Source organism: Pseudomonas nunensis (assembly GCF_024296925.1).
GTDB lineage: Bacteria > Pseudomonadota > Gammaproteobacteria > Pseudomonadales > Pseudomonadaceae > Aquipseudomonas > Aquipseudomonas nunensis.
The window spans coordinates 7195175-7213607 of record NZ_CP101125.1; the positions used below are offsets into that span (position 1 = coordinate 7195175).

20 protein-coding genes are annotated in these 18433 nt (G+C 59.6%); 11 read left to right on the plus strand and 9 right to left on the minus strand.

Annotation, left to right across the window (positions count from 1 at the left end; all coding sequences use genetic code 11):
• Window positions 1-118: 118 nt before the first annotated feature.
• Window positions 119-1030 (minus strand): LysR family transcriptional regulator, encoded by a 912-nt coding sequence (locus NK667_RS31880; protein WP_054051468.1) that lies wholly within the window; start codon window positions 1028-1030, stop codon window positions 119-121.
• A gap of 241 nt (window positions 1031-1271) precedes the next feature.
• Between NK667_RS31880 and NK667_RS31885 the strand changes: the two genes are divergently transcribed.
• Together NK667_RS31885 and NK667_RS31890 are read left to right on the plus strand one after the other, a co-directional pair.
• Window positions 1272-1700, plus strand: coding sequence for a hypothetical protein (locus NK667_RS31885; RefSeq protein WP_054051467.1), 429 nt, complete (start codon window positions 1272-1274; stop codon window positions 1698-1700).
• On the plus strand, window positions 1697-2143 hold the full coding sequence (locus NK667_RS31890) for a DUF2442 domain-containing protein (protein ID WP_054616692.1): 447 nt from the start codon (window positions 1697-1699) through the stop codon (window positions 2141-2143). The genes NK667_RS31885 and NK667_RS31890 overlap by 4 nt, the downstream gene beginning before the upstream one ends.
• Window positions 2144-2200: 57 nt before the next feature.
• On the opposite strand, the gene trmA is transcribed toward NK667_RS31890, so the two are convergent.
• The gene (gene trmA / locus NK667_RS31895) at window positions 2201-3280 is read right to left on the minus strand and encodes a tRNA (uridine(54)-C5)-methyltransferase TrmA (RefSeq protein WP_054616691.1); all 1080 of its coding nucleotides are present in this window, start codon (window positions 3278-3280) and stop codon (window positions 2201-2203) included.
• A complete protein-coding gene (locus NK667_RS31900) occupies window positions 3277-4572 on the minus strand; it encodes an NCS2 family permease (RefSeq protein WP_054616690.1) in 1296 nt (431 codons plus the stop codon). Before NK667_RS31900 ends, trmA begins: the two co-directional genes overlap by 4 nt.
• Before the next feature lie 205 nt (window positions 4573-4777).
• On the opposite strand from NK667_RS31900, the gene NK667_RS31905 reads away from it, so the two are divergent.
• Both NK667_RS31905 and NK667_RS31910 read left to right on the plus strand, forming a co-directional pair.
• Window positions 4778-5236 carry a DUF4879 domain-containing protein gene (locus NK667_RS31905; protein WP_054616689.1) on the plus strand — a complete coding sequence of 153 codons (459 nt, stop codon included), beginning with the start codon at window positions 4778-4780 and terminating at the stop codon, window positions 5234-5236.
• Window positions 5237-5303: 67 nt separating this feature from the next.
• On the plus strand, window positions 5304-5855 hold the full coding sequence (locus tag NK667_RS31910; protein ID WP_054616688.1) for a DJ-1 family glyoxalase III: 552 nt from the start codon (window positions 5304-5306) through the stop codon (window positions 5853-5855).
• Window positions 5856-5861: 6 nt separating this feature from the next.
• Here NK667_RS31910 and NK667_RS31915 read toward each other — a convergent pair whose 3' ends face one another.
• Together NK667_RS31915 and NK667_RS31920 are read right to left on the minus strand one after the other, a co-directional pair.
• Complete coding sequence (locus NK667_RS31915; RefSeq protein WP_054051454.1) at window positions 5862-6149, minus strand: HigA family addiction module antitoxin; 288 nt, start codon at window positions 6147-6149, stop codon at window positions 5862-5864.
• 14 nt (window positions 6150-6163) lie between these two features.
• Window positions 6164-6442, minus strand: a complete 279-nt coding sequence (locus NK667_RS31920) for a type II toxin-antitoxin system RelE/ParE family toxin (RefSeq protein ID WP_054616687.1) — start codon at window positions 6440-6442, stop codon at window positions 6164-6166.
• A gap of 194 nt (window positions 6443-6636) precedes the next feature.
• Here NK667_RS31920 and NK667_RS31925 point away from each other — a divergent pair, with 194 nt between their 5' ends.
• The 3 genes from NK667_RS31925 to NK667_RS31935 are packed head-to-tail and all read left to right on the plus strand — an operon-like array spanning window position 6637 to window position 10342.
• On the plus strand, window positions 6637-7158 hold the full coding sequence (locus tag NK667_RS31925) for a (2Fe-2S)-binding protein (RefSeq protein ID WP_054616686.1): 522 nt from the start codon (window positions 6637-6639) through the stop codon (window positions 7156-7158).
• Window positions 7155-8141 (plus strand): FAD binding domain-containing protein, encoded by a 987-nt coding sequence (locus NK667_RS31930; RefSeq protein WP_054616685.1) that lies wholly within the window; start codon window positions 7155-7157, stop codon window positions 8139-8141. The genes NK667_RS31925 and NK667_RS31930 overlap by 4 nt, the downstream gene beginning before the upstream one ends.
• The gene (locus tag NK667_RS31935; protein WP_054616684.1) at window positions 8141-10342 is read left to right on the plus strand and encodes a xanthine dehydrogenase family protein molybdopterin-binding subunit; all 2202 of its coding nucleotides are present in this window, start codon (window positions 8141-8143) and stop codon (window positions 10340-10342) included. Before NK667_RS31930 ends, NK667_RS31935 begins: the two co-directional genes overlap by 1 nt.
• Here NK667_RS31935 and NK667_RS31940 read toward each other — a convergent pair.
• Complete coding sequence (locus NK667_RS31940) at window positions 10339-11577, minus strand: MFS transporter (protein WP_054051444.1); 1239 nt, start codon at window positions 11575-11577, stop codon at window positions 10339-10341. The genes NK667_RS31935 and NK667_RS31940 overlap by 4 nt on opposite strands.
• 489 nt (window positions 11578-12066) lie before the next feature.
• On the opposite strand from NK667_RS31940, the gene NK667_RS31945 reads away from it, so the two are divergent.
• The 3 genes from NK667_RS31945 to NK667_RS31955 all read left to right on the plus strand — a co-directional run bounded on the left by NK667_RS31945 (window position 12067) and on the right by NK667_RS31955 (window position 14755).
• Entirely contained in the window at window positions 12067-13509 is a 1443-nt protein-coding gene (locus NK667_RS31945) for a cytochrome ubiquinol oxidase subunit I (protein ID WP_054616683.1), read from the plus strand.
• Window positions 13510-13512: 3 nt separating this feature from the next.
• Window positions 13513-14520 carry a cytochrome d ubiquinol oxidase subunit II gene (gene cydB, locus NK667_RS31950; protein WP_054051440.1) on the plus strand — a complete coding sequence of 336 codons (1008 nt, stop codon included), beginning with the start codon at window positions 13513-13515 and terminating at the stop codon, window positions 14518-14520.
• 67 nt (window positions 14521-14587) lie between these two features.
• Window positions 14588-14755: a DUF2474 domain-containing protein gene (locus NK667_RS31955; protein ID WP_082356715.1), complete on the plus strand. Its 168-nt coding sequence runs from the start codon at window positions 14588-14590 to the stop codon at window positions 14753-14755.
• 75 nt (window positions 14756-14830) lie between these two features.
• Here NK667_RS31955 and NK667_RS31960 read toward each other — a convergent pair whose 3' ends face one another.
• A complete protein-coding gene (locus NK667_RS31960) occupies window positions 14831-15955 on the minus strand; it encodes a methyltransferase (protein WP_054051438.1) in 1125 nt (374 codons plus the stop codon).
• A 177-nt stretch (window positions 15956-16132) separates the two neighbouring features.
• Window positions 16133-16846 (minus strand): autoinducer binding domain-containing protein, encoded by a 714-nt coding sequence (locus tag NK667_RS31965; RefSeq protein ID WP_054051436.1) that lies wholly within the window; start codon window positions 16844-16846, stop codon window positions 16133-16135.
• A 335-nt stretch (window positions 16847-17181) separates the two neighbouring features.
• On the opposite strand from NK667_RS31965, the gene NK667_RS31970 reads away from it, so the two are divergent.
• A complete protein-coding gene (locus NK667_RS31970; protein WP_054051434.1) occupies window positions 17182-17958 on the plus strand; it encodes a ferredoxin--NADP reductase in 777 nt (258 codons plus the stop codon).
• 48 nt (window positions 17959-18006) lie between these two features.
• On the opposite strand, the gene mscL is transcribed toward NK667_RS31970, so the two are convergent.
• Entirely contained in the window at window positions 18007-18420 is a 414-nt protein-coding gene (gene mscL, locus NK667_RS31975) for a large-conductance mechanosensitive channel protein MscL (RefSeq protein ID WP_054051433.1), read from the minus strand.
• Between the last annotated feature and the right edge of the window lie 13 nt (window positions 18421-18433).

Genomic DNA, 18433 nt, shown 5'->3' on the forward strand with positions numbered 1-18433 from the left:
GTTGGCATTGGCTATTGATTTCAGCCTGTGGAGATAAATTGTACTAGCTGGTTAATTTGGTCAATTGAAGAGGTGGCGTCGCAGGTTTTTGTGTGCGGTGATCGGACGGTTTGAATATTCAGCGCGGCAAATGTTCGACCAGAAAATCTATGAACGCCCGCAACCTTAACGGCACATGCCGACTCTGCGGATACAGCAGGGTGAAGGGGCGCGAGCGTCCGCCATACGGTTTGAGCACTTCCACCAGCGAACCATCCGCCAACTCTTTTTCGACGATGAAACGATAGGTCTGAAACAAACCCGCAGCGTGTTTCGCCAGGGTCACGCCGCCCAGCACGTCGTCGGAGCAACTGAGGTTGCCCTCGGCAAGAATCTCCCGAGGCTCGCCATTGTCATTGAACAGCCAGGCAATCCGCCGGCCGCTGCTGGGCAATTCGTACTGAATGCATTCGTGCTGCGGGAGATCATCCAGGGTCTGCGGCACCCCGGCGCGCTTCAGGTAATCGGGACTGGCGATCATCACCAGCGCCGCGTCCTCCAGCTGCCTGGCGATCAAACCCGAATCCGGAATCGCCCGCACCCGGATCGCCATGTCATAGCCTTCGCCAACAAAGTCGATGTTGCGATTGCTGATATGCGTCTCGACCTTCACCGCTGGAAACCGCGCGCGAAACGCCGGCAGCAACGGCAAGATCCGGTGATGGGCATAGGTCGTAGGAATACTGATACGCAGGGTGCCGGACGGTTCCTGCTGCTGGCCCATGACCTCCCTTTGCGCTTCAACCAACTGCGCCAGCGCCTGACGGCATTCCTCGTAATAACGTCGACCACTGTCGGTCAACTTGACGCTACGGGTGGTGCGGGCGAACAACCGCACCGCCAAGCGTTCCTCCATGCGCGACACCGAACGGCTCACGGCGGCCGGCGTCACCCCGGCGACCAGCGCGGCGGCGGTAAAGCTGCCAGCCTCGGCGGCCAGGCAAAACAGCTCGATGCTGCCGAGCTGAAGATCGTCGAAATGTCGCTGCATGATTGATTACGCCGGGGATCAAATGAAGGCTCGAGCTCTGTATTTATCAAATGCCCGCGCATTAATACAGCCTGTTACTACGAAAGGATTGCTTACCATTTTCCGGGGTAGTGGGCAGGGCGTTCGTGGTCTCGAAAGCTAGGCTCAGTTCAGGTGGCTGATTTGGGGAAGTCAGCGCCAGTTATCGGAATTCCAAGGAATGTCGAGTCTTGCGACTTATTAACCTAACGGATGGGTTAGCATGAGATTATTCAGCTACAAAGGGTTTTCAATGGTGATCATGTTGCGCGATGAGCACTGCCCGCCACACGCGCATGTGGACGCCGGAACCTGGAGCGCGCGCTTCAAATTCAGTTTTTGGCACAACGCTGTCGAGCTTTGGGATGTGGTGCCGCTTTCGCGCCGCCCGCCGGTGGCGGTGCTGGAGGGATTGCGCCATGCCCTCAGGCAACCGGCCCACTTGCGCAGGGCGCGGGGCATCTGGTGGGACAAGTTGCACACCGCTTGCCTCGACAATCAGTTGTGGGACGGGGAGAGCAACGAAGTCGTGGTCATGAAACGGCTCGCCAGCACGACCTACATGATTGGGTCGGCGTATTACGAGCCTGATGAGAACAAGACCCTGCTGGCGCTGATAGGTGCACCGGAGGGCGTGGAGATCGAGTTATGAAAACGATATCGGCCAAACTGCAGGTGGATCGGCCAGTGACTGAAGAGGTGCTGGGCGAGGCAATTGAACGGGGGCGACTGCGCCACAAAAGTGCTTTGCAGGCGACGGCGGTGACCTTCCAGGATGGGTGCCTGACGATCCGCTTCGAGGATGGCGCTGGTTTGTTGCTACCTGTGAAACTCTTCCCGGAGTTCGATGGTTTTGAGGCCGAGGATTTTGCCGCCCTTACCGTCGGTTTTTCGGGCACCGCACTGTGCAATGAAGAGAAGGACTTGCACGTCTCCATCGCCGGGCTGATTTCCGCCAGCAAGCCGCTGATGAATATGGCGGCCTCGGTCATTTCCTCGCGCAATGGTCGCCAAAGCAGCGCCGCCAAGGCTGAAGCGGCCCGGGCTAACGGTAAAAAGGGCGGTCGCCCGCGCAAGGTCGAAGTCGTCCAATAAGCAGCACTCACAAAAAAGCCGTCATCAAGACGGCTGATTTGTATCTGGCACCTGCAATCAACGCCGGGTCAGCAGCACCCCGGATTCCATGTGATGGGTCCACGGGAACTGGTCGAACATCGCGCATTGGCTGATGCGATGGGTGTCATGCAGCTGGGCGATGTTGTCGGCCAAGGTCTGCGGGTTGCAGGAGATGTAGAGGATGTTGTCGAAGCGTCGGGTCAATTCGCAGGTGTCCGGGTCCATGCCGGCGCGCGGCGGGTCGACGAACACACTGCCGAACTCGTAGCTCTTGAGGTCGATGCCTTGAAGGCGACGGAACGGCCGCACTTCGTTCAAGGCTTCGGTCAGTTCTTCGGCGGACAAACGCACCAGGGTGACGTTATCCACAGCGTTTTCGCTCAGGTTGCTCAGCGCCGCGTTGACCGAACTCTTGCTGATCTCGGTGGCCAGCGCTTTGCGCGCACGGGTGGCGAGGGGCAGGGTGAAGTTGCCGTTGCCGCAATACAGCTCCAGCAAATCGTCGGTGCGATCGCCCAAGGCGTCGTAAGCCCAGTTCAGCATCTTCTGGTTCACGGTGCCGTTGGGCTGGGTGAACGCGCCTTCCGGCTGGCGGTAGCTGAACGTGCGGCCGCCGACTTCGAAGTGCTCGACCACGTAATCCTGGCCGATGACTTCGCGTTTGCCCTTGGAGCGACCGATGATGCTGACGTTCAGGTCCGCCGCCAGTTTCGACGCAGCGGTGTGCCAGTGCTCGTCCAACGGACGGTGATAGCACAGGGTGATCATCGCATCGCCGGCCAGGGTGGTCAGGAACTCCACCTGAAATAGCTTGTGGCTCAGGGCTGCACTCGCTTGCCACGCGGCCTTGAGCTGCGGCATCAGTTCATTGATGCGCAGGCTGGCGATCGGGAATTCTTCGATCAGGATCGGCGTGCGCTTGTCGTCCTGGGCAAACATCGCGTAGTGACGGTCGCCGCCTTCGCGCCACAGGCGAAACTCTGCGCGCAGGCGAAAGTTTTTCAGCGGCGAGTCGAATACGACGGGTTCTGGCGCACCAAACGGTGCCAGCAGGTCACGCAAACGCGTGACCTTTTCTTCGAGCTGTACGGCGTAGGCCTGGGAATCAAAAGTCATGCGTTGAACCAACCCAACTTGATCACGAACAGAATCGACAGAATCACCAGCGCCGGGTTCAGCTCACGGGCGCGGCCGGACAGCAACTTGATCACGGTCCAGGAAATGAAACCGAAGGCGATGCCGTTGGCGATGGAATATGTGAACGGCATGGCCAGCGCGGTGACCACGACCGGTGCGGCAACGGTGATGTCGTCCCAGTCTATTTCGGCCAGGCCGGATGTCATCAGTACTGCGACGAACAGCAGTGCCGGTGCCGTAGCGAACGCCGGAACGCTGGCGGCCAGTGGCGAGAAGAACAACGCCAGCAGGAACAGAATCGCCACCACGATGGCGGTCAGGCCGGTGCGGCCACCGGCACTCACGCCGGCTGCGGATTCGATGTAGCTGGTGGTGGTCGAGGTGCCCAGCAGCGAACCGGCCATGGCCGCGGTGCTGTCGGCGATCAGCGCACGACCCATTTTCGGCATGTGGCCGTCCTTGCCCATCAGGCCGGCGCGCTTGGCGACGCCGATCAGGGTGCCGGAGTTGTCGAACAGGTCGACGAACAGGAAGGCGAAGATCACGCTGACCAGACCGATGTCCAGTGCGCCCTTGATGTCCAGTTGCAGGAAGGTCGGGGCCAGCGAAGGTGGCATCGACATCACGCCGCCGAACGCGGTGAAGCCCATCACGATGGAAACAATGGTCACCGCCAGGATGCCGATCAGTACCGCGCCGCGCACGGCGAGTGCTTCGAGGGCGACGATCAGGGCAAAGCCCAGGGTCGCGAGGATCGGTGCCGGTTGTTTCAGGTCACCGAGGCCGACCATGGTCGCCGGGTTGCTGACCACGATGCCGGCGTTGTGCAGGGCGATCAGCGCCAGGAACAGGCCGATACCCGCAGCAATCGCCGAGCGCAGGGGCAGCGGGATGCTGTTGATGATCCATTCACGGATGCGGAAGATCGACAGCAGGAAGAAGCACACCGCCGAAATGAACACTGCACCCAGCGCCACTTGCCAGGTATGGCCCATGTGCAGGACCACGGTGTAGGTGAAGAATGCGTTCAGGCCCATGCCCGGCGCGAGGGCGATCGGGTAGTTGGCGATCAGGCCCATCACCGTCGAACCGAAGGCGGCGGCCAGGCACGTAGCGACAAACACCGCGCCCTTGTCCATACCGGTCTCGCCGAGGATGCTCGGGTTGACGAACAGAATGTAGGCCATGGCCAGGAAGGTCGTGACGCCCGCAAGAATCTCGGTCCGCACGTTGGTGTTATGTGCCTTGAGTTGAAACAGCCTTTCCAGCATGTCTGCTCCCCGTGGCGCGCAGTGCGCCGTGAATGTATCGACCTCAACAGCAAAGCACAGACTGCCCAGGGCGCCCGGAATTTTCTGTGGGTCGGAAAAAGCCGCGCATCATACCAGCCGCGTGGGGTAATGGCTGCGATCGTCGGCGATGTTTTGCCATTCGCTGAACTGAGCCATACTGCGCGCCTGTTTTGGGGGAGTCTTCATGGTTCGCATCAAGCGCAATTTTGTTCGGTCATTTGGGCTGTTTTTCGCGTTGCTGGCCGGTGTGCCTGCCGTAATGGCGGCGTCGGCACCGCCGTTGACCAATGTTCAGGTGCTCAAGGTCCAGTCCGCCACCTGTGGCATTGAAAATATTTCTGCCGGGCAAGAACGCACCACCTGCGATCACGGCGGGGCGAACATCAAGGTCTATGTGCTGGAAATGGGTTACGGACGCGGACCGCGTGCTTCCATCGACGGTTTTAGCGTCGCCGGCGGGCAGACCAACGTCTGCGCCTACGGCAACGGCAACCCGACGCAATGCACCAGCACCGAGACCAGGGTTGTCGGAAAGCTTTACGTCTATGACCTGGGCGACAGGCAGGAAGGGACATTCACCTTCAGCAACACCTCGATCAACGCGCCGGGCAACACGCTATCGACGCAGCTTTACATCAAGTAACGACCGGGCGCGAACCAGGGTCAATAAAGCTGACTACGCTTTAAGGATCATCCTGTGGACCGTGCCCATGACCTTTAGAGCTCTGATTACCCTCGCCGAGGGCATCGATGACCTGCAATGCGTGACTCTGGTCGATGTGCTGCGCCGCGCTCAAGTAGAAGTGGTGGTGGCCAGCATCGAGGGCCGGCGCATGCTCACTTGCGCCCGTGGCACCCGCCTGACCGCCGACGCCATGCTGGTGGATCTGCTGGCCCAGCCGTTCGACCTGATTGTTTTGCCCGGCGGTGCCGTTGGCGCGCAACACCTGGCGGCGCATCAACCCCTGCAACAACTGATCAAGGACCAGGCCGCCGCCGGGCGCCTGTTCGCCGGCATCGCCGAAGCCCCGGCGCTGGCGCTGCAAGCCTTTGGCGTGTTGCGTCAACGGCGCATGACTTGCCTGCCCACGGTCAGCAATCAATTGTCGGGCTGCACCTTCGTCGATGAACCGGTGGTGGTGGATGGCAACTGCATCACCGCCCAAGGCTCGAGCGCTGCACTGCCCTTTGCACTGGCGCTGGTGGAACAACTCTGCGGTAAAGCCACGCGCGCGACGGTGGCGGGGGAGTTGTTGGTTTAGAACCGATCAGGCGTGGACGGCAATCGGCTCGATGACCGGTTGCTCGCGATGTTCGGCCTGCCAGAGGTCATAGTCGATTTGAACCCCCAGCCACATGCGGGCTTTCCCAATGCCTGCCCGCTCCAGACGTACCGCCAGATCCGGGCTGATCGGCGCGTGGCCATGCAACACCCTGGAAAGATGTGGCCGAGCAAATCCGAGATGGCGGGCCAGTTCTGTGACACTGATGCCAAGCTCGGGCAGCACGTCCATCAAAAGCGTTTCACCGGGGTGTGGCGGGTTGTGCATGGGCATGATCCTGCCTCCTGTCAGTGATAGTCCAGATAGTCGACCAGTTCGATATCCGAGCCAATAAAACGAAAAATAACTCGCCAGTTACCCGAAACGCTGAGGGACCAATACTCGGCCAGTTCTCCCTTTAACGGGTGTAGCCGCCATCCCGGAAGATCAAGGTCCCCAGGCGCCACAGCGCGGTCCATGAACTGCAGCATCCGAGACAGATGTTTCGCATGGTCTGCGCGAATCCCACGAGTCGAACCTGATTCATAGAAGCCACGAAGGCCTTTGTGCTGAAAGGATTTGATCATGGGGGGGAGTGTAAGGCGATACATTACACTCGATGCGGTATCTATGTATCGCACTTGGTCGGCGAATATGTGCTTTGTGTGCGATTGCACCACAGATCAATTCCTTTGAACGCTCATCCAACCCCCGAAGTCGTACCCCTTATGACGGCGGTTTGCCAAAACGCCGCGAATGTATGACTAACCGTGAGGTGTTTATGAGCGCGACCACTCCCGAGGCGGCGACGCCGTCCTTCGCACGCCATCCGTTACGCCTGACGCTTAACGGCCAGGTGCGTCAGCTCGAGGTCCTGCCCTGGACCACGTTGCTGGATTTGCTGCGCGAGCAACTTGATCTGATCGGCACGAAAAAGGGCTGCGACCACGGCCAGTGCGGCGCCTGCACGGTGTTGCTCAACGGTAAGCGGGTGAATGCCTGCCTGACCCTGGCGGTAATGTGCGACGGAGCCGAATTGACCACCATCGAAGGCCTCGCCAGCGGCGAAGCACTGCACCCGATGCAGCAAGCTTTCATCAAGCACGATGCCTTTCAATGTGGCTATTGCACGCCGGGGCAGATTTGTTCGGCGGTGGGACTGGCCAATGAAGGTCGTGCTCACAGTACCGAAGAGATTCAAGAGCTGATGAGCGGCAACCTCTGCCGCTGCGGTGCCTACAGCAACATCCGCGATGCCATCGAAGAAGCCTTGCCCGCCTGTCGCCAAGGAGGTGGCCAATGAATCCTTTCCACTACAGCAAGCCGGACTCGGTGCAGGACGCCGTGCATCTCGCTGGCCCGGCGTCGCGCTTCATCGCGGGCGGTACGAATCTTCTGGATTTGATGAAGGAAAACCTGACCCGTCCCGAACATCTGATCGATATCACCGGTTTGCCATTGCGCGAGGTCACTGAAACGGCCTCGGGCGGGCTGATGATTGGCGCGTTGGTCAGTAACGCTGATCTGGCCTGGCACCCGTTGATCGAACAGCGCTATCCACTATTGTCCCAAGCGATTCTGGCAGGCGCATCGCCGCAACTGCGCAACATGGCCAGCACCGGTGGCAACCTGCTGCAACGCACCCGCTGCTATTACTTCTACGACGCCAATGTGCCGTGCAACAAGCGCGAACCCGGTAGCGGTTGCCCGGCGCGGGACGGGCTCAACCGGATTCACGCAATCCTCGGCGCCAGTGCGCAATGTGTCGCCACGCATCCGTCGGATATGTGCGTGGCACTGGCTGCGCTGGAAGCGGTGGTCCACGTGGAAGGTCGCATTGGTGCGAGAACCATCGAGTTCGCCGACTTTCACCGCCTGCCGGGCGACCACCCCGAGCGCGACAACCAATTGGCCGACGATGAGCTGATCACCGCCATCGAACTGCCCGCCACCGGTTTTGCCGAACACAGCCATTACCTGAAGATTCGCGACCGGGCGTCCTATGCCTTTGCGCTGGTTTCGGTGGCCGCTGCGCTGGATTTCACCGGTCCCGTGATTCGCCAGGCACGTCTCGCCCTCGGCGGCGTGGCGCACAAGCCGTGGCGCGACGAAGCGGTGGAGAGCTGGTTGGTGGGCAAAGCGGCCAGCGTCGAAACCTTCACCGCTGCCGCCGACGCCTTGTTGCAGAACGCGCAGCCTCTCGAACACAACGCATTCAAAGTCAAACTGGCCCGCCGGGCAATTGTTCGCGCCTTGAGCGATGCCGCGCGGGGAGGGCAAGCCTGATGACTACGTTCACTAAACCGATGGGGCAACCGCTGGATCGCGTCGATGGCCATCTCAAAGTCACCGGTCAGGCGCGCTATGCCGGGGAGTTTCCCGAAGACGGCCTGCTGCATGGCAGTGTTGTCTCCAGCCGCATCGCCTGCGGTCGTGTGCTCAACGTTGACGCGTCCAAAGCCCTCGCGCTGCCGGGCGTGGTCGCCGTGATCGATCACACCAATCGTCCGAAAATCGCCAGTTATGACAAGGACTATGAAGACGCCGACTCGGCTGACGGCTCTCCATTTCGTCCGTTGTACAACGACCGTGTCCTGTACAGCGGTCAGCCGCTGGCACTGGTTGTGGCGGATAATCTTGAGCTGGCGCGCTATGCCGGTTCGTTGATCGAGATCGAGTACGACGCCGAGAGCCATCAGACCGATCTCTTGAGTCTGCAGGGCGAAGCCCATCCCGCACCCGCCGAACTGCCGAAACCGCGTGGGAATTTTCAGGCCGAGTTCGCCGGCGCGGCCATGAGCCTGGATCTGAACTACAGCACGCCGATCGAACACCACAACCCGATGGAACCCCACGCCAGCACGGTGCTGTATCAAACCGATGGCAGCCTGCACATCCACGACAAGACCCAAGGCCCGCAGAACTGTCAGTCCTACGTGCAAAAGGTCTTTGGCCTGGAGAAAGAGCAGGTCAGGATTTTCGCTGCGTATGTCGGCGGGGCATTCGGTTCTGGTTTGCGTCCGCAGTATCAACTGCCGCTGGCGGTGATGGCGGCGCTGCACCTCAAGCGCTCGGTGCGAGTGACGCTGACGCGGCAGCAGATGTTCACCTTCGGCTATCGCCCGCGCACCTTGCAGCGCTTGCAATTGGGCGCGGCGGCCAATGGTCGCCTGCTCGCAGTGGCGCATACCGCCATCGGCCAGACTTCGCGTTTCGAAGACTTCACCGAGCATGTGGTGGAGTGGAGCGGCATGCTCTACCACTGCGACAACGTGCAGCTGACCTACAAACTGCTGCCGCTCGATGTCTTCACGCCGCTGGACATGCGGGCGCCGGGCGCGGCGCTGGGGCTGATTGGCCTGGAATGTGCGATGGATGAACTGGCCTGCGCGCTGGCCATCGATCCGGTGCAACTGCGCCTGATCAACTATTCCGAGCGCAATCAGAACGAAGACAAACCCTATTCCAGCAAAGAACTGCGCGAGTGTTACGCCCAGGGCGCCAAACGGTTCGGCTGGGAAAAGCGCGATCCTGAACCGCGCAGCATGCGCCAGGGCCGGCAGTTGGTCGGTTGGGGCATGGCCGGTGGCGTGTGGGAGGCGATGCAAATGAAGGCCAGCGCAAAGGCCTCACTCGATCACAACGGCAAGCTCACCGTCAGCAGCGCGACCACCGACATCGGCACCGGAACCTACACGGTGATGACGCAAATCGCCGCGCAGGCGTCAGGCGTTTCGCTGAAGGACGTCAACTTTGTCCTCGGCGACTCTTCATTACCCACTGCGCCGTTGCAGGGCGGATCGTTCACTGTGTCGTCGGTCGGCACGGCGGTGCAGCAGGCGTGTGAAGCGTTGAAGGAAAAACTGCTCGCCGTGGCTCGGCAAACGTCGCCGGCCTTCAGTGGCGTGACCTCGGAGCAGGCGGTGTTCGAAGACGGGGAGCTGTCATTCGGTGAGGCGCGAGTCCAGTTGGCCGATCTGGCCCGGGACAGCGGCGAGGATGCGATTGAGGTTCAAGTCGACGCCGAACCGGACAAAAAACGCGAAGCCTACGCCACTGCGACCCATTCGGCAGTATTCGTCGAAGTGTTGGTGGATGAGGATTTAGGCACGGTGAAGGTCAACCGGGTAGTCAGCGCGATTGCTGCCGGCCGGGTGGTCAATCCGAAAATGGCCCGCAGCCAGATCCTCGGCGGCGTGGTCTGGGGCATCGGCATGGCGCTGCATGAGGAGACGCAGACCGACCACGCGTTGGGTCGTCACATGAACCACAGCCTGGCTGAGTACCACATTCCGGTAAACGCCGATATTGGCGAGATTGACGTGCTGTTTGTCGAAGAACGCGACGAGATCGTCAACGCCCTCGGTTCCAAGGGCGTCGGCGAAATCGGTATCGTCGGGGTGGCGGCGGCGGTGGCGAATGCGATCTATCACGCCACCGGCAAACGGGTGCGGGACTTTCCCGTCACTCTGGACAAGCTGCTCTAGACCTTGGCTTCCTCGACCGCGACGTGCATGCGGTCGCGGTTGGCCAGGGTCGGGAACAGTTTGATCCAGGTCCCGGTCACCACCAGCGTACCGATGCCGCCCATGACCACGGCCGGCACGGTCCCGAACCAGTGGGCGGTGAGGCCGGATTCGAACTCGCCCAACTGGTTCGAAGCGCCGATGAACAGTCCGTTCACGGCGCTGACCCGGCCACGCATTTCATCCGGGGTTTCCAGTTGCACGAAAGAAGCGCGGATCACCATGCTGATCATGTCCGCCGCGCCCAGTACCACCAGCACCGCGAGGGAGAACCAGAACGAGGTGGACAGGCCGAAGGCGATGGTCGCCACGCCGAAGATGCCTACGGCGGTAAACATTACCCGTCCGACTTTGCGTTCCACGGCAAATCGCGCCAGGTACAGCGACATCAACAGCGCGCCCACCGCCGGCGCCGACCGCAGCAGGCCCAGGCCCCAGGGGCCGGTCAGCAGAATGTCCTTGGCGAACACCGGCAGCAGCGCGGTCGCGCCACCCAGCAACACGGCGAACAGGTCGAGGGAAATCGCCCCGAGGATGTCCGGGCGGCTGCGAATGAAGCGGATGCCGGCCAGCAGCGAATCCATGGTCGCCTTGCCCTTGTTCAACGGCGTCTGCCGTGCGGGCAGGTTGAGCATCAAGCAGCAGGCGATGATGTACAGAACGACCGTCGGGCCATACACCCAGACGCTGCCGAAGGCGTACAGCAAACCGCCGAGCGCCGGTGCCACGATGGTCGCTGATTGCTGCGCCGATTGCGCGGCGGCCACGGCCCGTGGGAACAGCGCACTCGGCACAATGCTCGGGAGCAGCGCTTGGGTGGTCGGCATCTCGAAGGAGCGTGCGGCGCCGAGCAGGAACGCGAGGATGAAGATCATTTCCCGGGTGACGTGATCGGTGGCGCTGCCGATGGCCAGGGACAACGCGATCAGGGCTTGCAGGGACTGGCAGATCGCCGCGACCTTGCGCCGGTCATAACGGTCCGCGACATGCCCGGTGTGCAGCATGAACAATACGCGCGGGGCGAACTCGACCAAACCCACCAGGCCCAGGTCCAGCACGTTGCCGGTCAGTTGGTACAGATTCCAGCCGATGGCCACGGTGAGCATCTGAAAACCGCTGGCGGTAAACACCCGGGCCAGCCAGAACGCAATGAAAGGACGGTGATGACGTAACAGCAGGGGCGCTTGGCTGGGCATCTGAAGGCAGGTCTTGAGCGAGGGGAGGGTTGAGACTATCACCAAGCTGTAACAAGAAGTTGCGCTGACCTAAATTTTAGGTAGCTAGACACCGATCTCCAAAACCCAGGAATCCCCCTGTGGGAGCGGGCTTGCTCGCGAAAGCGGTGTATCCGTCGAAATCAATTTGCCTGACCCACCGCTTTCGCGAGCAAGCCCGCTCCCACAGGGAATGTGTTGCTGCGGATTGCCAAAGCGATGAGGCAACCTGTCACGCGGCAAAAGACCACACCGTCCATCGTCAAAAATGGGACTACTCTTTCAACGTTGCTTGATCCAGATCAATACCCCACAAGGAATTGATCCGGCGGCCAGACGGCCAGACTCCCTACGTTGTGATGTTTGTAAAAAAAGAACGAATTCGAATTCGCCACACTCCATATCCGTGGGGGCAGAGTGGGTGCAGGGTCATAAGCCCTTCAGCCGGTATTACCTGACAGAGGAAGACTTATGTTCGGTTTGGAGGCACTTGATCTCGCCCGGATGCAGTTCGCGTTCACCATCTCGTTCCACATCCTGTTCCCGGCCATCACCATTGGCCTGGCGAGTTACCTGGCGGTACTCGAAGGGCTGTGGCTCAAAACCCACAATGACACCTATCGCGATCTGTACCACTTCTGGTCGAAGATCTTTGCCGTGAACTTCGGCATGGGCGTGGTCTCCGGCCTCGTCATGGCCTATCAGTTCGGCACCAACTGGAGTCGTTTCTCGGACTTCGCCGGGGCGGTCACCGGGCCGCTGCTGACTTATGAAGTGCTCACCGCGTTCTTCCTCGAAGCCGGTTTCCTAGGCGTCATGCTGTTCGGCTGGAACAAGGTCGGGCGCAAGCTGCACTTCTTCTCCACGGTCATGGTAGCCGTCGGCACGTTGATCTCGACGTTCTGGATCCTTGCGTCCAACAGCTGGATGCAGACACCCCAAGGCTTCGAAATCATCGACGGCCGAGTGATTCCGGTGGACTGGCTGGCGGTGATCTTCAACCCGTCATTCCCGTACCGCTTGATGCACATGGCGACGGCGGCGTTCGTGGCGACGGCTTTCTTTGTCGGTTCCTCGGCGGCCTGGCACTTGCTGCGCGGCAAAGACAACCCGGCGATCCGCACCATGCTCTCGATGGCCATGTGGATGGCGTTGATCGTGGCGCCCATTCAGGCAGTGATCGGTGACTTCCACGGCCTCAATACGCTCAAGCATCAGCCGGCGAAAATCGCGGCGATCGAAGGTCACTGGGAAAACATCGGTGATGAACCGACCCCGCTGATCCTGTTTGGCTGGCCGGACATGAAAGCCGAGAAGACCAAATTCGCGGTCGAGATTCCTTACCTCGGCAGCCTGATCCTCACGCACTCGCTGGACAAGCAAGTGCCGGCACTCAAGGACTTCCCGCCTGAAGACCGGCCGAATTCGACCATCGTATTCTGGTCGTTCCGGGTGATGGTTGGCCTGGGCTTCCTGATGATCTTCACCGGTTTGTGCAGCCTGTGGCTGCGTAAAAGCGACAGGTTGTACACCTCGCGGCCGTTCCTGTACCTGGCGTTGTGGATGGGGCCGTCGGGTCTGATCGCAATCCTCGCGGGCTGGTTCACCACTGAAATCGGCCGTCAGCCGTGGGTGGTGTATGGATTGATGCGCACGGCCGATGCATCTTCCAATCACAGCTTCATGCAGATGAGCATCACGTTGGTCATGTTCGTCGTGGTCTATTTCGCGCTGTTCGGTGCTGGCCTGGGCTACATGATGAGGCTGGTGCGCAAAGGGCCGAAGATCGACGAAGGCAAGGAAACCAACGACGGTGGTCCTGGCCAGAAACGTACGCCGGCCCGTCCGCTGTCCGCAGCTGACGATGATGACACCGACGGTGACCACCGCCACAGCCTGACCAAGGAGATTTGAATCATGGGTATTGATCTTCCGCTGATCTGGGCCGTGATCATCATCTTCGGCATCATGATGTACGTGGTCATGGACGGTTTCGATCTTGGCATCGGGATTCTCTTTCCGTTCATCCCGGGCAAGACCGACCGTGACGTGATGATGAACACCGTCGCCCCGGTCTGGGACGGTAACGAAACCTGGCTGGTACTAGGCGGCGCGGCGTTGTTCGGCGCCTTCCCGCTGGCCTATTCGGTGGTGTTGTCGGCGTTGTACCTGCCGCTGATCTTCATGCTGATCGGGCTGATCTTTCGTGGTGTGGCGTTCGAGTTCCGCTTCAAGGCCAAGGACGACAAGCGCCATCTGTGGGACAAGGCCTTCATTGGCGGTTCGGTGGCTGCAACCTTCTTCCAGGGTGTGGCGCTGGGGGCGTTTATCGACGGCTTGCCGGTGGTTAACCGACAGTTTGCCGGTGGTTCTCTGGACTGGCTGACGCCGTTCACGATGTTCTGCGGCGTAGCGCTGGTGATTGCCTACGCGTTGCTCGGCTGCACCTGGCTGATCATGAAGACCGAAGGCAAGTTGCAGGAGCAGATGCATAACCTGGCGCGGCCCTTGGCGTTCGTTGTGTTGGCAGTGATCGGTATCGTCAGCATCTGGACCCCGCTGGCCCATGCCGATATTGCCGCGCGCTGGTTCACCTTGCCGAACCTGTTCTGGTTCCTGCCGGTACCGATCCTGGTGCTGGTGACCATGTACGGTCTGATCCGTGCTGTGGCCCGCAACGCGAACTACACGCCGTTCCTGCTGACCCTGGTGCTGATCTTCCTCGGCTACAGCGGCCTGGGCATCAGCCTGTGGCCGAACATTGTGCCGCCGTCGATCTCGATCTGGGACGCTGCCGCGCCGCCGCAAAGCCAGGGCTTCATGCTGGTGGGCACGCTGTTCATCATCCCGTTCATCCTGGGCTACACCTTCTGGAGCTACTACGTGTTCCGCGGCAAGGTCACCCATGAAGACGGCTATCACTAGTAGGAGCAAAGCTTGCTCGCGATGGCGTCATCACTGACGCCATCCCCTTCAAGAGAGGATCGAACACATGTCCACCAAACCTTCCCTGCACGACATCGAACAGGCCGAAAAAAAGCCGCTATGGCAGCGGCTCGGATGGTTGGCGATGATCTGGACCGGCAGTGTCGTGGCCCTGTTTATCGTGGCCAGCCTGATGCGCATGTTCATGAATGCCGCAGGCCTGACCACCCACTGAAACACCCACAGTTCCCATCCCGATGCCTTGTGGCACGGCCTCAACCCTCCTGACGGAGGGTTTTTTTTGCCCGGGTTATTTGCGCGCCTTAAGAATCACGAATTTCGGGGTAGCCGCCACTTGCTCGACACCGCGGAACAGCCGCGCCAACTTGCTGTGATAACCCAAGTGACGATTACCGACGATGTACAACGCGCCGCCGACCACCAAAGCCTCCCGGGCCTGCTGGAACATCCGCCAGGCGAGAAAGTCACCGACGACTTGTTGCTGGTGGAAGGGTGGATTGCACAGCACCACATCCAGCGATTGCGGTTCCTGACCGGCCAAGCCATCGTCGGCGCGCACGATTACATCCCGTTCACCCAACGCCGCGCGCCAGTTTTCACTGGCCGATTGCACGGCCATGAATGACTCGTCCACCAGCGTGTAATGCGCTTCAGGGTTTTGCAGGGCGCTGGCGATGGCCAGTACACCGTTGCCGCAACCCAGGTCAGCAACCCGCGCTGCGCCGAGGTTTTTCGGCAGATGCGGCAGGAACGCCCGGGTGCCGATATCCAGGCCTTCGCGGCAGAACACATTGGCGTGGTTAAGCAGTTCGATCGCAGGCTCGTCGAGCAGGTAGCGCGATGGGTAGGGCGATGCGACAGGTGGTTTGGATTGCGCGGTGGCAATCAGCAACCGGGCCTTCTTCACCGCCAACGAGGCTTGTACCGGGCCGATGTAGCGCTCCAGCAAGTCCCCGGCAGCGCGAGGCAGGTGCTTGACCATCGCCGCCGCAATCACCTGGGCACCCGGGGCCAATTGGCCTTGCAGGCGAATCAGTTGTTCTTCAAGTAAGGCGAGGGTTTTCGGCACCCGGATCAACACCCGGTCGAACGGCCCAACGAACGCTTCACTGGCCGGCACGCTCGGCACTGCGTCAAACGCTTTCCCATTGCGGATCAGGTTCTTTTCCAGCCCCAGGAAGGCCAGGAACGAGTCGCCACTGCTGGTCACCTGAACCTTGCCTGCCAGGCTGGCGGCCAATGCGCCGAAACTGTCGTTGAGTACCAACACCCGAGAGTCCGCAGCCGGTTGTTGCTCGGCCAGATGATTGAGCAGGTATTCGTCGGCGGCATCGAACGCTTGCAGTGGTTCATTCTGCTGTTCGGGCTGGCGAATCAGGTCGAGTTGGGCGAAAGGTGTTTCGAGCAAGGGCATGGGGCGGGAGGCTCTGGATAATCAACGGGTATCCCGCAGCCAAGGGGCGATGTAGCGGGCAGAAACGACCGAGTGGACTGCGTCGTGAAGGGTCACACGTCACCACTCTGGAAGAATCGCAAATGGTACGTTTTTTTCTATTGGATTACCCGCAGGTTTTCCTTGAATCGAACCGCTTCAAATAACGCCGTGCCTGACCGCTTTGGTCACGGCGGCAGTTTTGTTGCAGACCCCGAGTTTTTCGATTGCCCGGTGCACGTGGAAATTCACAGTGCGCTCGCTGAGGCTGAGGATTATGGAAATTTCGTACGCGGTCTTGCCATCGGCGGACAGCTTCAATACCTCGACTTCTCTGGGAGACAGATGCGGTGCGATTGGTTTCGATACGCTTTTGGGCAATGCCTTGGCGGCCAGACTGTGCAGATGACGACTGATGAAAACCGTGAAGCCGAGATTTTCATACAATTCATAAGCGCTAATGGGGCAATGGCTTCTAGCCAGACTCAGAATGCTGCAAAGGCCGCTCTCCTGATCATGGATCGATTGCGACCAACCATGTTGAAGCCCTTCCTGTTGCAAGGCTTGCCACATCCAGGGCGTCTTTGAAAAAACCTCTTCGGTCCACATAATCGGCAACATGGATTGATTGCAATGAGCCACTATCGGGTCGATGGCAATGAATTTGTTTTCTTTATATTGGGTGTTCCATGCAGGGGGAAAGTTATTTCGGCTAAAGGTATGGTCCTGAGTACCAATAGTTTTTGATGTTATTGAAAACGCACAGAATTTATACCCCAGGTTTTTAATGAAATTGAGTGAAATCTGGTACGCGATGTCAATTTCATTGGAGTAAGACAATTGCGTTAACTGCGACTCCTTCCACATTTCCATTTTAGTCCTCCATATTTATGTATCACTGGGGTGGCCCTTTGGATCCAAGGATCCGGCACGCACCGAGTGTAGGAGGTTTCTGGTACGTACGCTCCAATTTTTTGGATATGTATGGCGTGCGAGAAGTGCATAACAGATTCTGGGTGTATGTAGCTGTGTGACGAAACTAAATTAATGTTGAAAAGCCATTTATGCGTTTAATTGTCATTTAGAACTAGCGTTTATTGTTATTTAAATAATAAAAAAGCCACCGCTGCTAAAGCCACTACAAATCGCCGGTGTTTAAGTCCTCGGCTTTGCGGGACACTGGGGGCACCTGTTCAATGGAGTGCCCCATGACCGCCAGTGCAGAAAAATTCACACGCCAGACCCTGCTCGACGTCCAGCCACTGACGCCGAGCCTGTTTACCCTGCGCACAACCCGGGACTCGGGTTTTCGCTTTCGTGCCGGGCAATTCGCGCGTCTGGGGGTGACCAAACCTGATGGCAGCACGGTGTGGCGCGCCTATTCCATGGTTTCGTCGCCGTATGACGAGTTTCTTGAATTCTTCTCCATCGTTGTGCCGGGAGGCGAGTTCACCAGCGAGCTGAGCCGTCTGGAAGTGGGGGATACGTTGCTGGTAGAACGCCAGGCCACGGGCTACCTGACTTTGGATCGGTTCGTCGATGGCCGCGATCTCTGGATGTTATCCACAGGCACGGGCGTGGCACCGTTCCTCTCGATCCTGCAGGATTTCGAGGTATGGGAAAAATTCGAACGCATCATCCTGGTCTACAGCGCTCGCGAAGGCCGCGAGCTGGCTTATCAGGACCTGATCGCAGGGCTGGCGCAGCGTGACTACCTGGCGGAGCATGCGCACAAACTGCAATTCATCCCGACGGTCACCCGCGAACAGATTCCTGGCGTCCTGAATGGTCGGATTACCACCCTGATTGAAAATGGCGAGCTGGAGCGGGCGGCGGGGCTAGAGCTGACGCCCGAGCATTCACGAGTGATGATCTGCGGTAACCCGCAAATGATCGATGACACGCGTAAATTGCTGAAGCTGCGTGATATGAACCTGAGCCTCAGCCGGCGACCCGGCCAAGTGGCGGTGGAGAACTATTGGTAATAAAAAACGGCGCCCCGAAGGCGCCGTTTTTACATCGCTACACAGCCTTCAAGGTCGGTCGTTCTGAGCCTTGAGCAGATCGCGGATCTCGCTCAGCAGTTCTTCTTCTTTGGTCGGCACCGGCGGCAGAGTCGGGGCCACGGCTTCTTCACGCTTCAGGCGGTTGATGGCCTTGACGCCCATGAAGATCGCGAACGCAACGATCACGAAGTCGATCAAGCTCTGGATGAACTTGCCGTACGCCAGCACCACCGCCGGGATGTCGCCATTGGCGGCCTTGAGCGTAACAGCCAAGTCACTGAAATCCACCCCACCGATCAACAAGCCGATTGGCGGCATGACCACATCGCCGACGAACGACGAGACGATCTTGCCAAACGCGGCGCCGATGATGATACCGACGGCCATATCGACCACATTGCCTTTGACCGCGAAGGCCTTGAACTCGTTAAGCACGCCCATAGGTTATTTCCTT